The organism is Actinoallomurus oryzae (genome assembly GCF_039541955.1).
GTDB lineage: Bacteria > Actinomycetota > Actinomycetes > Streptosporangiales > Streptosporangiaceae > Actinoallomurus > Actinoallomurus oryzae.
The window spans coordinates 307,414-320,604 of record NZ_BAABHF010000022.1 but is presented as its reverse complement, the minus strand read 5'-3'; the positions used below and the strand labels follow the sequence as shown (position 1 = coordinate 320,604).

At 70.3% G+C, this 13,191-nt stretch carries 13 protein-coding genes and 1 pseudogene; 10 read left to right on the top strand and 4 right to left on the bottom strand.

Annotated elements, in window-relative coordinates; translation table 11 throughout:
• Window positions 1–67: 67 nt before the first annotated feature.
• A complete protein-coding gene (locus ABEA10_RS19980; RefSeq protein ID WP_345465841.1) occupies window positions 68–754 on the top strand; it encodes an alpha/beta fold hydrolase in 687 nt (228 codons plus the stop codon).
• Between the two features lie 73 nt (window positions 755–827).
• Here ABEA10_RS19980 and ABEA10_RS19975 read toward each other — a convergent pair whose 3' ends face one another.
• A complete protein-coding gene (locus ABEA10_RS19975) occupies window positions 828–950 on the bottom strand; it encodes a hypothetical protein (RefSeq protein ID WP_345465839.1) in 123 nt (40 codons plus the stop codon).
• Between the two features lie 694 nt (window positions 951–1,644).
• Between ABEA10_RS19975 and ABEA10_RS19970 the strand changes: the two are divergent.
• Window positions 1,645–3,306: pseudogene (locus tag ABEA10_RS19970) on the top strand (serine/threonine-protein kinase); the annotation flags it as partial.
• A 204-nt stretch (window positions 3,307–3,510) separates the two neighbouring features.
• On the opposite strand, the gene ABEA10_RS19965 reads toward ABEA10_RS19970, so the two are convergent.
• Window positions 3,511–4,119, bottom strand: coding sequence for a TetR/AcrR family transcriptional regulator (locus ABEA10_RS19965; protein WP_345465837.1), 609 nt, complete (start codon window positions 4,117–4,119; stop codon window positions 3,511–3,513).
• Between the two features lie 82 nt (window positions 4,120–4,201).
• Here ABEA10_RS19965 and ABEA10_RS19960 point away from each other — a divergent pair, with 82 nt between their 5' ends.
• Window positions 4,202–5,233 (top strand): LLM class flavin-dependent oxidoreductase, encoded by a 1,032-nt coding sequence (locus tag ABEA10_RS19960; RefSeq protein WP_345465834.1) that lies wholly within the window; start codon window positions 4,202–4,204, stop codon window positions 5,231–5,233.
• 105 nt (window positions 5,234–5,338) lie between these two features.
• On the opposite strand, the gene ABEA10_RS19955 is transcribed toward ABEA10_RS19960, so the two are convergent.
• Window positions 5,339–6,250 (bottom strand): SDR family oxidoreductase, encoded by a 912-nt coding sequence (locus ABEA10_RS19955; RefSeq protein WP_345465832.1) that lies wholly within the window; start codon window positions 6,248–6,250, stop codon window positions 5,339–5,341.
• An 88-nt stretch (window positions 6,251–6,338) separates the two neighbouring features.
• Here ABEA10_RS19955 and ABEA10_RS19950 point away from each other — a divergent pair, with 88 nt between their 5' ends.
• Window positions 6,339–6,905, top strand: coding sequence for a TetR family transcriptional regulator (locus ABEA10_RS19950; protein WP_345465830.1), 567 nt, complete (start codon window positions 6,339–6,341; stop codon window positions 6,903–6,905).
• 15 nt (window positions 6,906–6,920) lie between these two features.
• On the opposite strand, the gene ABEA10_RS19945 is transcribed toward ABEA10_RS19950, so the two are convergent.
• The gene (locus ABEA10_RS19945) at window positions 6,921–7,604 is read right to left on the bottom strand and encodes a hypothetical protein (protein ID WP_345465827.1); all 684 of its coding nucleotides are present in this window, start codon (window positions 7,602–7,604) and stop codon (window positions 6,921–6,923) included.
• A 312-nt stretch (window positions 7,605–7,916) separates the two neighbouring features.
• Here ABEA10_RS19945 and ABEA10_RS19940 point away from each other — a divergent pair, with 312 nt between their 5' ends.
• The 6 genes from ABEA10_RS19940 to ABEA10_RS19915 all read left to right on the top strand — a co-directional run bounded on the left by ABEA10_RS19940 (window position 7,917) and on the right by ABEA10_RS19915 (window position 13,143).
• Window positions 7,917–8,195, top strand: coding sequence for a hypothetical protein (locus tag ABEA10_RS19940; protein WP_345465825.1), 279 nt, complete (start codon window positions 7,917–7,919; stop codon window positions 8,193–8,195).
• 102 nt (window positions 8,196–8,297) lie between these two features.
• A complete protein-coding gene (locus tag ABEA10_RS19935) occupies window positions 8,298–9,308 on the top strand; it encodes an MvdC/MvdD family ATP grasp protein (RefSeq protein ID WP_345465823.1) in 1,011 nt (336 codons plus the stop codon).
• A gap of 19 nt (window positions 9,309–9,327) precedes the next feature.
• Complete coding sequence (locus ABEA10_RS19930; RefSeq protein WP_345465821.1) at window positions 9,328–10,119, top strand: SDH family Clp fold serine proteinase; 792 nt, start codon at window positions 9,328–9,330, stop codon at window positions 10,117–10,119.
• Window positions 10,106–10,645: a MauE/DoxX family redox-associated membrane protein gene (locus tag ABEA10_RS19925; RefSeq protein ID WP_345465819.1), complete on the top strand. Its 540-nt coding sequence runs from the start codon at window positions 10,106–10,108 to the stop codon at window positions 10,643–10,645. Before ABEA10_RS19930 ends, ABEA10_RS19925 begins: the two co-directional genes overlap by 14 nt.
• A 12-nt stretch (window positions 10,646–10,657) precedes the next feature.
• The gene (locus ABEA10_RS19920; protein ID WP_345465817.1) at window positions 10,658–11,278 is read left to right on the top strand and encodes a TlpA family protein disulfide reductase; all 621 of its coding nucleotides are present in this window, start codon (window positions 10,658–10,660) and stop codon (window positions 11,276–11,278) included.
• On the top strand, window positions 11,275–13,143 hold the full coding sequence (locus ABEA10_RS19915) for an ABC transporter ATP-binding protein (protein ID WP_345465814.1): 1,869 nt from the start codon (window positions 11,275–11,277) through the stop codon (window positions 13,141–13,143). The genes ABEA10_RS19920 and ABEA10_RS19915 overlap by 4 nt, the downstream gene beginning before the upstream one ends.
• The last annotated feature ends 48 nt before the right edge of the window (window positions 13,144–13,191 follow it).

Genomic DNA, 13,191 nt, shown 5'->3' with positions numbered 1-13,191 from the left:
CCGGCGGTGGATTGTCCGGATCTCCTCCTACGGTGACATCCATGAAGCTGGAGAAGGGGAACTGACCATGGACATCCTGCTCATCGGTGGCCTGTGGCTGAACGGATCCGTGTGGAGGCGCGTCGCGTCCGCGCTGGAGCCGCTCGGCCATCGCCCCGTGCCGCTCACCCTCCCGGGCCAGGGGGACGGCTCTGTGTCCGCCACGCTCGACGACCAGTTGGCGGCGGTGCTCGACGCGGTGGACGCGGCGCCCGGCAAGCCCATGGTGGTGGGGCATTCCGCTGCCTGCACGCTGGCCTGGCTGGCCGCCGACCGGCGGCCGGAGCGGCTGGCCAAGGTCGCCCTTATCGGCGGTTTCCCAACCGCCGACGGTCAGCCGTACGCCGACTTCTTCGAGGTGAGAGACGACGTCATGCCCTTCCCTGGCTGGGGCCCGTTCGAAGGGCCGGACGCTGCCGACCTCGACGACGGGGCCAGGCGAGAGTTGGCGGCTGCTGCGATCCCCGTGCCCGCAGGTGTGGCCAAGGGAGTGGTACGGCTGGCAGACGAACGGAGGTTCGACGTCCCGGTCGTGGTCGTATGCCCGGAGTTCACGCCTACACAAGCGCAGGAGTGGATCAACGCTGGCGACGTCCCGGAGCTCGCCCGGGCCGAGCACGTCGACTTTGCCGACATCAACTCAGGCCACTGGCCCATGGTCACCCGGCCTGCCGAGCTGGCCCGGATCCTGGCTGCGGCGGCCAACGCGGCCTGACAGGGGAGTTACCGGGCACCAGCAAGACCCTGGGTGTGCTGGTCACAGCCACTCGTTGATGGCCGCGAGGCGCTCACCGGCCTACCGGGGCGAGGTGGGAGATGACCTTCTTCAGTGTCTGTTCCACCCGTGAGGTCCCGTGGTCGGCGTTCTGAACGTCGAGCCCGACCAGGATGATGGCATTGCCGAGCTGCACGAAGACGTCGTGTCGCGTCCGCAGGACTGCCGGCCAGGGAGATCACCACTCCCAGACCCGAGTCAGCGGAGGCCAGGAGCGCTTGCGTGAACTCCCGGCCTTCTCCATCAGGCTCGAAGACGACCTTGTCATCCACGTGATGGAGACAGAGCGGGATCGCCGGCTGGCCGGCGGGAGTAGTGCCCCAGCCGGTGCCGAGATCCGCTGCCGTGGGCAGTACGGTCTCGGCGGCGGCGCGGTCGATCGTCAGCCCCTTCGTATCCCGGACGGACCAGTCCGCCGCCGAGCCGTTCTCGGCCACGGAGCCACAGCCGATCAGGCACGGAACCGCGGAACAGAGCACGGCCAGGGCCATGAGGACGAACCGGGGACGGGCGCTGAGGTACACGACTTGGCTCCACATCGGTTGTTGGCTCCTGCGATGGCGCCGCTGTGCCGATTCAGCGCCGTGACCAGGGCCGTTCGGGTCTCTCGCAGGAGTGTGAGGACGCCTGGTGCGCGTTCCGCATCCGGCGATCACGCAACCCGGTGACCGTGCCCGCCACGAGATCGGTGCCGGTAACTCGATCGGGGCATGCGCGTTCCGTAGGGGCCGGAACGCGCGGCCAAGGTGCCTAGCGTCTCCTCGTCGGTATTCGCGTTCCGTCCCACCAGCGGGCGAACGCCCAAGCGTTAGGACCACGGATGGAACCCCGATCGGCGTCGTCAGGAGGTGGGCGTTGTGGCCAGATTCGCGGCCCTTGGCGTTGACGATCCACGCGCCGTCGCCGGATATGTGCTGCGGGCTCGTCTCGGCGGTGGCGGCATGGGCCAGGTCTACCTTTCGTTCAGCCCCGGTGGGCGAGCGGTCGCCGTGAAGGTCGTCCGGCCCGAGTTGGCCGATGACCCGGAATTCCGCCGCCGGTTCCGCCGCGAGGTGGAGGTCGCACAGCAGGTGCAAGGCCCGTACACCGCTCCGGTGCTGGACGCTGACCCGGACGCGCCACGCCCCTGGCTCGCCACCGCCTATATCGCCGGGCCGACGTTGCAGGAGGCGGTCATGCGGCACGGCCGGCTGTCCCAGCCGGTCGTGGCGCGGCTGCTGGCCGGATGTGCCGAGGCGCTGGCCAGTGTGCACGCGGCCGGGCTGGTACACCGCGACTTCAAGCCCGGCAACGTCCTGCTCGCCGACGACGGCCCTCGGGTCATCGACTTCGGTATCGCGCGCGCCGCGGACGCCAGCACCCTCACCCACTCCGGCCTGATGATCGGCACTCCATCGTTCATGGCCCCAGAGCAGGTCAAGGGGCAGGAGATCACCCCGGCAGCCGACGTCTTCGCCCTCGCGCTCACCGCCTACTACGCCGCCACCGGGCAGAGCGCCTTCGGGGACGGCATCGCGGCCAATCTCGCGTATCGGATCGTCCACGAGAACCCGGAGCTGAACGGCTGCCCGCCGGACCTGCGCCCGCTGCTGGCCCGATGCCTGGACAAGGATCCGGCTCGCCGCCCGGGCACCACCGAGATCATCGAACAGGCCCGCGTGCTGGTGCCGGACGAGCAACACGAGGCGGGGACATGGCTGCCCCCCGCGATCGCGACCACCCTGACGCAGTACCGCCCCGCTACGCCGCCGCAGGACGCTCCGCCTCATCCCTGCACACTTCAGAACGCGGATGCCCGGACCCGGCCGGCGACCGCACCATCCGTACCGGCACATGACTCCGGCCCGTCCATGCCGTACGCCCCGACGGGGAACCGCGGCGCGCCCCGCCAGCCGCTATTGATCGCGGCGGCCGCCGGGATCGCGGTCTTCGCGGTCGGCCTGGTGGCGCTGGCCGTCCTGCCGAAGGGACACTCCGGCGCCGAGACGAAGAACCACGGCTCGCCGGTCACACACGCCGGCGCGGCCGAGACGCCGGCGAGCGAGGGGAGTCCGTCATCGGCGTCCTCGTCTCCCACGCCCTACGGCGGCCAGTTCGTCCAGGAGTACAAGGACGTCACGTTCTCGCTCCCGGGCGGCGGGAGCATCTCCGGGGTGTCCTTCACCGACAAGGGCCCCAAGGTCACCACGGACAATATCGAGGCGGACGGGGCGGACCTTCAGTACTTCACCGTCTCGGACCCGGAACTCCGGCTTCGGTTCGACAGCGTCGAGATGGCTCCGAGCACCGGTCCGGCGGACGCCGGCGCCTGTTACGACGCCGTCAACCGTAGCCCGATCGCCGGCGCCGTCAGTTACCCCAGCCTCAAGATCGGAGCGGTGTTCTGCCTGACGAACACCATGAGCAACCAGCTCACCTACATCCGCCTCACCGGTAAACGCCCCGGCCGCCTGACCTGGAGCGCCACCGGCTGGCTGTCACAGTCCGAATAGCCGGCACGGCGCCGGCGGCAGCCGTACCCGGCCAGGTTCGGCCGAGCCTCACCCTTCCACGTCGGGCGATCACCGGCTTGATGCCGCGTTTTCACAGCAGGCGGCGGTACTTGTCGAAGTCGTAGCGCGTTGCCGCCGGTGAGAGTGACGGCGAGCGGTCTGCCGGCCAAGATCCCCAAGCTCAACTCATACTGAAACGATCAGTTAGCGATACAACGCGCGCAAAAAAGTGTCCACCACGCTCTCGACGTACCCCTCCGTGACCGGCCGGCGGGACAGCAGCCGCCGGTAGAAGATGGGCCCAAGCAGCAGGTCGTCGATCAGGTCCGCGTCCCGTCCGTCCTCGGCCTCCCCGCGCTCGACGGCCCGCTGGACGGCCGCGTGCACGGGCCTGCGGCGCTGGGCGGTGAAGTCGGCCAGCAGCCGGGCGATCTCCGGGTCGCGCTCGGCGGCGTCGATGAGCGCCGGCACGAGCGCGGCCGTCGGTGGCGTCGTGATGATCCGGACCAGGTCGTGGCCGAACCCCACCAGGTCGCCGCGCAGGGAGCCGCTGTCGGGCGCGGTCGCCGACGGGACGATCGCCTCGATCGCGGCCAGGAGTACCGCGCGTTTATCCGGCCAGTGCCGGTAAATCGTGGTCTTGGCCGCGCCCGAGCGGGCCGCGATCGCCTCGACGGTCGTTCCGGCGAAGCCGTGCTCGGCCAGCAGTGCGACCGCGGCGTCGATGATCACTCGCCGTGAGCGTACGGCGCGGGGATCGCTCGACGCCCGGTGCGGGTCGCCCGACTCCTTGTTGCTCGGTGCCTTCGTCATCATCGTCCCTCTCGGCCTTGCGGGCACTCTAGCAGTTCGCTACGCTACGGTAGCGTAGCGAACTTCCCTCAGGGAGGCGACCATGAAGTTCGGCGTCGAGATCCCCACCTGCACCGCCGGCATGATGCATCCGGCCCGTTTCGCCACCGTGGACGAAGTGATCGACGTCGCGGTCGAGGCCGAGCAACTCGGCTACCACGACGTCGGAGGCAACGACCACCTCAGCACGATGCGGTTCGTCCGCGACGCGTGGCCGGACCCGCCCGACTACTTCGAGCCGCTCGTCACGCTGGCCGGCGTCGCCGCGCGCACCTCCGTGGTCCGGCTGAGCACCGCGATCCTCATGCTGCCGCTGCGCCAGAGCGTGCTGCTCGCCAAGCAGATCGGCACGCTCGACCACCTCAGCGGCGGCCGCGTCACGGTCGGCGTCGCGGTCGGCGGCTACCGCGACGAGTTCGAGGGCGTACGGCCGGATCTCGCCAAGGCCTCGCGCGCGGACCTGATGCGAGAGCGGCTGGAGGCGCTGCGCCTGCTGTTCACCGAACGCCGGGCGACCTACCACGGCACGTACGAACGGTTCGACGACGTCGAGATGTATCCCAAGCCGGTCCAGTCGCCGCTGCCGATCTACTCCGGCGGCAACGCCGACGGCTCGATCCGCCGGGCGGCCGAGCTGTGCCAGGGGTGGCTGCCCGCCAAGCTCGGCCCGGACCGTATCCGCGAGGGTCGGGCGAAGCTGGAGACGTACGCTCGCGCGGCGGGCCGCGACCCGGCGATGATCACCACCGCCTTGCAGTCGGTCGTCTGCCTGGGCGACACCGCGGAGCAGGCGCGCGAGACGTTCCTGAAATCCTCCTTCGACCTGTTCCGCACCTCACTGAAGGACACGATGACCAAGGGCGTCGACGTCGAGAAGTACTTCGACCTCAACCTCGTCGGCACACCCGACGAGGTCTGCGCCAAGATCGCCGCGTTCGGGGAGGCGGGCGTCGAGCACTTCTGCGGGCTGCTGTTCGTCGGCAACACCGTGGCGGAGATGCGCGACCAGATCCGTACCTTCGCCCGCGAAGTCCTGCCCGCCTTCCCCGAGCGTCCGGCGGTGGCCGCCCGATAGCCTCGTGCAGGCAGAGGTAGCAGAAATCATGCCGTTCGTCGTCGATCTGAGCGCCGGCACGATCGGAGCGGGACGACCGCTTCGTCCGCTATTAGAACGCGTCGCTCAGGCCTGCGCGAAGTAGTGCCCGTGGTCCAGGTCCTCGATGAGACCCGGATGCGCCGGCTCCCAGCCGAGGACCTTCCGCGTCACCTCGCTGGAGGTCGGGTTGTCCGTCCCCGCGAAGGCGCCGAGGAAGGCGAAGCGCTCCGCGGCGTCCGACGCGGAGATGCCGTCCGTGGGCACGCCGACGCCGCGCCCGATGGCCGCCGCGATGTCACGGAACGGGACGCCCTCCTCCGCGACCGCGTGCAGCCGGCTTCCGGCCGGTGCGGTCTCCAGGGCGAGCCGGTACACCCGCGCCGCGTCGAGCGTGTGCACCGAGGGCCACCGGTTGGCGCCGTCGCCCACGTACGCCGACACGCCGGACCGACGGGCGATGTCGGTCAGGATGTGCACGAAGCCGTGGTGGTCGAGCGAGCTGTGCACGATCGGGGGCAGCCGGACGATGGAGGACCGTACGCCGTGTTCGGCGAGGCCGATCACGTAGTTCTCCGCGTCGACCCGCGGACCGCCGGAGCCGAAGTCGGCCTCGGTGCCCGGCCGCCCGGTGACGCCCGCGAACGTGAGCATGAGCGTGCCGGAGGAGATGACGAACGGCTTGCCCGTCCCTTCGAGCGCCGAGCCGAGCGCCTCGACGGCGGCCAGGTCGGCGGCGACCGCGGCCGGGAAGTTCCCGGTCCTCATCTCGTCGTGCTTGAAGGCGAGGTGGATGACGCCGTCGGACGCCTCGGCGGCCTCGTGCAGCCCGTCGAGGTCGTCCAGGTCGCCGCGGCGCACCTCGGCGCCGGCGGCCGCGACCGCCTCGGCCGCGCCGTCCGAACGCGCCAGCCCCACGACCTGATGCCCGGCCCGCAGCAGCTCGGGCAGGACCGCCGAGCCGATGTGCCCGGACGCGCCGGTCACGAAAACACGCATGGGAAACCTCCCGGAACGGAGTGATGTCACCTGGTGTCATCACCCTAGCATGGTGATGACACCAGGTGACATCGACTAGTCTTGCCGCATGGGCAGATGGCGGCCGGACGCGCGGGTGCGGCTGATGGAGGCGGCCCTGGCCCTGTACGGCGAGCGCGGGTACGACGAGACGACCGTCGCGGAGATCGCCGAGCGCGCGGGGCTGACGAAGCGAACGTTCTTCCGCTACTTCGCGGACAAGCGCGAGGTGCTGTTCTGGGGTTCGGAGCTCCTGGAGCAGCAGATGGTGGCCGCCATCGAGGCCGCCCCCGCGTCCGCCTCGGCGCTCAGCATGATCGGCGCGGCGCTGGACGCCGCCGCCGCCCGGTTCGAAGAGGCCCGGGAGTTCGTCGGCCTGCGGCAACGGATCGTCGCCTCAAGTCACGAGCTGCAAGAACGTGAGCTGATCAAGACATCGAAACTGGCCGCCGCCGTGACGGCGGCACTGCGCGCACGGGGAATCGACGACGACGCCGCCGTCCTCGCCGCCCGTATGGGCACGACCGTCATGCACTTCGCCTTCGAGCGCTGGGTCGACGACCCGGACCGGACGCCGTTCCAGCGGATCGCCAGGGACGCCCTGGCCCGGCTGAAGGAAATCGCCTCCGCCGGATAATCAAAAACGCCGAATTCAACCGTCCTTGATACGGGCGAACACGACCGACAACAGTTTGGGCGCGACCTTCTCCCGGTAGATCCGATCCCCATCGCCGTCGTGCCGCTGCCCCTGCCACTTGACGTCGTTCGGGAAATTCCAGCTCAACGACAGCTCGACGTGGCCTCGGTGACACAGGTACTCCGTCTCTGACGCCTTGCAGGTGACGCCTGCCGGAGGCTGGATCGGAAGCCTGATGTCATTTCCCGTCGTGGTGTCGTGATCGTATTCCTCTTTCACATAGTCGGGCGTACCCAGCATTTTCAGGGAGAGGTCCGTGCTGATCACATCGTCGGTGCCGTCCAGGTGGGCGTCTCTGACGCAACTCGCGCCGTACGCCGTGCTGTAATCGATCCCGCCACCGCCGGAGAACGACAGGGAACCGAGTTTCAGGTCCGACTGCGACGTGCTCACCTTGGTGGTCGTGGGCAGCACCGTGGTGATGTCCGACTCGCGGATCATGTCACAGGCGCGCGGCCAACTGGTCGCCGGGACCACCCGGCTGCCGGCGCCGGTGAAGGTGGGCACCTGCACCGTCTGGCCGACCGCCGGCGCGCTCCCGACCTTCACCGGTTTCTGTCCGCACGCCGTCAGCGTCGCGAGACCGCCGGCCGCCAACGCCGTGGCCGCCGCCCATTTCCGTGTGTTCCCGCCCCGCATGAATGTCTCCGTCTGATCGGCTGCTCGCACTCTTGCCGGGCAAGAGCGCCCGTGACGGGAAGAGATCGTAAGTCCGACTTGCGGAACATCTGATCGGCGAGTTCGGTTTAAGTGATCAGATCGTTATAAACCTGCGCCGGCGCACATCTGGGCATTTCTCCGCGGGCGGATATCGAAGTTTACTGCCGTCGCCAGGCGTTTAACCGGATACATACCAGCGATCCCTAGGCTCCCCCGGATCGATCGTCCGAGACTCGCGACCTCCACCGGGAAGGACCCGCGACCTCGGCCTGGAACGGACAAGGAGCGCGCATGGGAAAGCTGTTCGCCTTCAAGGTCGCGACCGTTGAGCGGACCCGGCCCGCCGGTGGGGATGTGTCGGCGCACTACGACCCGGCCGGCCAGCAGCTCGTCTGGCAGGGCGACGCCGAAGCGATCCTCGGCGCCGCGGTCTGCACCAAGGGTGTCTACAACGGCCACAAGACCTGCTCCTCGAACGGCGGAACGTACTGCACGCTCGGCGGGACCTGCGGCACCTCGGGCTTTCCCGAAAGCACCCACGGTCGCTGCTACGCGTGTGACTACGGATGATCGGCCACCGGCCGGTCCGTCCGCGAGCGAGGCCCGCGGGTGGACCGGCCGGTCCTGCACCTTCACCGACCCCTGGCAGCAGACGACCCCTCCAGCGACCTCATGAACAACCGGCAGATCGTCATCGTCACCGACGTCTTCGACGTCCATGCCGATCGCATCATCGAGATCCTCCGCGAGCGCGACCGCGAGCCGGTCCGCCTCAACTACAGCGACGTCCCGGACAACGTTCGTCTCTCCTGCGTGCTCGGCGGGCGGGAGTGGCGGGGCGAGATCGAGATCCTGACGAACGACCGGGTGATCGAGACGGCGCGGGTCGGCTCGGTGTGGTGGCGCAAGCCGGGGCCCTTCAAGCTGCCCGGCGACCTGACCGGCCAGGAACGGGTGTTCGCCGCCGAAGAGCTGAGACACGCGATGGACGGCCTGTGGAACGTGCTGGACTGCCTGTGGGTCAGCCGGCCGGAGGCCATCCGCCGGGCCGGTTACAAGATCGAGCAGCTCGACCGGGCCGCCCGCCTCGGCTTCGCCGTGCCGCGCACCGTCGTGACCACGGACCCGGGCACCGTCCGCGCCTTCCACCGCGAGTGCCATGGCGACATCGTGTTCAAGGTCCTCACCGAGCCCTACCTGGCCGCCCGCACGTACCTGGAGACGAACGACGACGTCGAGGACTTCACCCCCCTGGTCACCCCGACGACCAGGATCACCGAGGCCGAGCTGGAGATGCTCGACGCCGTACGGACCGTGCCGTGCCAGTTCCAGGAACTCCTCCCCAGGCGTTCCGAGCTGCGGGTGACGGTGATCGGCGAGGAGGTGTTCGCCGCCGAGCTTCGTCCCGACGACCCCGGCGACGCCCCCGTCGACTGGCGGGACGCCGAGACGACGTACCGGCCGGCGGACCCGCCCGGCGAGGTCGTCGAGCGCTGCCTGCGCCTGACCCGCGGGTACGGCCTGAACTTCGCCGCCATCGACCTCGCCGTGACCACGGACGACCGGTACGTCTTCCTGGAGATCAACCCCAACGGCCAGTTCCTCTACGTCGAGGACCGCGTTCCGGAGCTGCGCATGGGCGAGGCGATGGCGACCCTCCTGACGAGCGGAGTGGACGGATGACGAACGGGACGACAGACGAATGACGACGGTCACGATGATCCGGCGGCTGCCGGAGCTGGAGAGCCTGCGCGGCAACGCCGCGCTGGTCTACTGCGGGAGGATCGACCATGACGCCCCGCGGACGCTGCACGAGGCGCTGCGCGAGGTCGGGCACGTTCCGCGCCTCGACCTGGTGCTGGCGACGTACGGCGGGGCGGCCACCGCGGCCCGACGCCTGGGCCTGCTGCTGCACGAGTTCACCGACCGGCTGACGATCCTCATCCCGGACCGCGCGTGGTCGGCCGGCACTCTGCTGAGCCTGTGCGCGCACGAGCTGGTGATGACCCCGATGGCCGAGCTCGGGCCGCTCGACCCGCGGCTGGAGTCGCCGGGCGGCACGCCCGCGGTGATCTCGTCCGGGCAGATCCATGCGTTCCGGACGCTGGCCGAGGAGTGGTTCGCGATGAAGGAGGGCGAGGACGTCCTCGCGCTCTTGACCCAGCGGATGCTCCCCGCGACGCTCGGCGCCTTCTACCAGGCGGAACGCCTGACCCGGCAGATCGCCATCGAGTTCCTCGGCGGCTACCAGCTCGCCGGGGAGGACATCGCGACGGTCGAGGACATCGTCGAGCAGCTCATGAGCGGATACCACGCCCACGACTATCCGATCACCCGCACGGACGCGATGCGGCTCGGCCTGCGGGTCGAATGCGCCTCCGGCGCCGAGGAGACCATCCTGTACGACGCCGTCACGCACTGCCGCGAGGAGCTGGCACGCCTCGCGGCGACGAGCGGCGGCCCGGCCGGGGGAGGACCGGATGTCCGCGACTGATCTGGCGCTGTTCGCGCGGATCCTCATCGGCCTGACGTTCGCGGCCACGGTCGTCGGCAAGCTGCGCGACCCCGCGTCCTTCGGCGACGCGGTGGACGACTTCAAGATCTTCGTCAGGCGGGCCGTCCGGCCCGTCGCGACCACGCTCATCGTCGCCGAGGCGGCCGTCTGCGTGCTCGTCGCCCTGCCCGGCCCCGGGCCCGTGGCCGGGCTCGGGCTCGCGGGCGTCCTGCTCCTCGCCTACACCGCGGCGCTGGGCACCGTGCTGGCCCGCCGCATGACGCTCGGCTGCAACTGCTTCGGAGCCAGCCCCCGCGTCGTCAGCCGGCACGACATCGCACGCAACGTGCTGCTGCTGTGCGGCGCGATCGGCGGCCTCGTCGCGTACGTCCTGGCCGGCCCGCATCACGCGTACGACGCCGCGCGCCTCACGCTCCTCGCCGGGACGGCCACCGCGGCGACGTTGCTGCTGGCCAACTTCGCCGACGTCGTCGAGACCGTACGCAAGCCCATGAGCGCCGAATGACGGGAGATCGCGGTGGATGTTCGTGACGTGAGCCTGATCGCCCTGTGGGTCCTGTCGCTGATCAACCTGGTCCTGATCCTGCGGGTGGTGACCGAGGCCCGGCGCGGCATCAACGCGCGCTCGGCGACGGCCGGCACCGGCCACGGCGAGCTGGCCCTGAACGCGCCCGCGCCGCCGTTCCGCGCCCGTGACCTGAGCGGCCGGCGGGTCACCGATGAGGCGTTCACCGGCGGTGTGGTCCTGATCTTCGTCTCGCCCGACTGCGGGAGCTGCCACACCATGCTGCCGATGGCCCACGCGCTGGCCGCGCGGGCGCGCGAGGCCGACGGCACCGAGTTCGTCCTCGTCTCCAGCGCCGGACCGGGCCGGACCAAATCGTGGCTCGCCGACCTCGAACGCGACCACGACCTACGGGTGACCCTCTCCGTCCTGGTCGCACCGACCGACGCCACCCCCTTCGTGACCGAGTACGACCCCCAGGGCCTGTTCCCGTACTTCGTCATGGTGGACGGCGACGACACGGTCCGGGCCCGCGGCATCGTCGGGTACGAGGACTGGCGCACGCTGGCGAACGGCTGGCCGGGACGGGAGTCCGCAGAGGTGCCGGCGGCCACGGCCGGCCCGACCCCGTGACCTCCGGGCGCCGCTCCCTGCCGGTCCGGCTCGTCCACGGCGTCCGGGTGGCCGGTGGCGCCTTCGCGCTGATGTGGCAGGCCGCGCCGCGGACGGTGCTGCTGTCGCTGGCGCTCCAGGTCAGCGGCGCCCTGGTGAGCGGCGGCATGCTGCTGGCCGTCCGCGGCATGGCCGGCACCGTGTTCGGCCCGCACGCGGCGGCCTGGCGGCCGGGTGCCGTCGCCGCCGACCTCGCCCTGCTGGCGGGAATGCTCGCGGCGATGGCGCTGGCCGGCAGCCTGCAGCGAGGCGTCGGGATGGTGCTGGGCGAACGGGTCGGCTGGTACGCCTTCCGGCAGGTGCTCGACGTCGCCTGCGAGGTCGAACTCGCCGCGTTCGACTCCTCGGAGTTCCACCAGCGCCTGCAGCGCGCCCAGGGGTCGGCGCACCGCCCCATCCAGATGACCGAGCAGTTGATCTCGCTGGCCGGATCGGTCGTCACCATCTCGGGGATGGTGTCCGCCCTCTACCTCATCGACCCGGTGCTCGTGGCCGTGCTCGCCCTGGCCGCCGCGCCGCCCCTCGTCGCGTCCGCGACCTTCGGCCGCAAGCTCTTCACCGCCGTCGTCGGGCTGGGCGAGAACGACATGCGCCGCCACTACGTACGGTCCTTGATGACCGAACGGAACCACGCCAAGGAGGTACGGGCCTTCGGGCTCGGCCGCTACCTCCGCCGGCTCGACCGGGACCTGTTCGACGAGCGCCTGACCATCATGCGGGCGGTGGCCCGGCGTACGTCCGTGCACGCCCTGGTGGCCGCCATGGCCAGTGCCCTGGGCATCCTGTCCGGCGTCGGGCTCCTCGCGTACTCGTTCGCGACCGGGCACAGCTCGCTGACCGCGGCGGCGACCGCGGCGGTGGCGGTCGTCCAGCTCGGCCCGATGCTGTCGAACGTCACCTACGGTCTCGGCGAGAGTTACGAGCACGCGCTCTTCCTGTCGGACTACCGGGCCTTCTGCGCGCGCGGCGAGACGATCCGCCGGGCGCGGGAACGGGCCCGCCTTCCGGCGCCGCGCGACCCGGCGACGATCACCGCCGAGAACGTCACGTTCCGCTACACCGGTGCCGTACGACCCGCGCTGTCGGGCGTGTCCATGACGATCCGCCGCGGCGAGGTGATCGCGCTGGTGGGCGAGAACGGCTCCGGCAAGACGACCCTCGCCAAGGTGCTGTCCGGGCTGTACGAGCCCCAAGGGGGACGGATCCGGTGGGACGGCGTGGACCTACGGGACATCGACGCGGCCGGAGTACGGGAGCGGACGGCGGTGCTCTTCCAGGACTTCGGCCGCTACCTGTTCACCGCGGCGGAGAACATCCGCATCGGCCGCCCGGCCGCCCCGGCCGACCTCGCCCGCGTCCAGCACGCCGCACGCCAGGCGGGCGCGCACGAGTTCGTCTCCGCGCTGGAGCACGGGTACGACAACGTCCTCGGCAGCGAGCTCCCCGGCGGAGTCGACCTGTCCCTGGGGCAGTGGCAGCGGGTGGCGCTGGCCCGGGCGTTCTTCCGCGACGCCCCCCTGGTGATCCTCGACGAGCCGACCGCGTCGATGGACGCCTTCGCCGAACACCGGCTGTTCAAGGGCATCCAGAATCTCTTCGCCGGTCGCACGATCATCCTCATCTCGCACCGGTTCTCCAGCGTGCGCACCGCGGACCGGATCTACACTCTGGACGCCGGACGGATCATCGAGGCCGGAAGCCACGATGAGCTCATGGCCGCGGGAGGAACGTACGCCCGGATGTTCGAGCTGCAGTCCAGCGCCTATCTGCGTGAGGCCGCCGCCACGCCGGTGGGCCGCCACCACCGCCCGGCCGGGCGGGCGTGAGCGCCGGAACGGGTATTTCAGACACCGCGGAACCTGTACCGTTCGGGC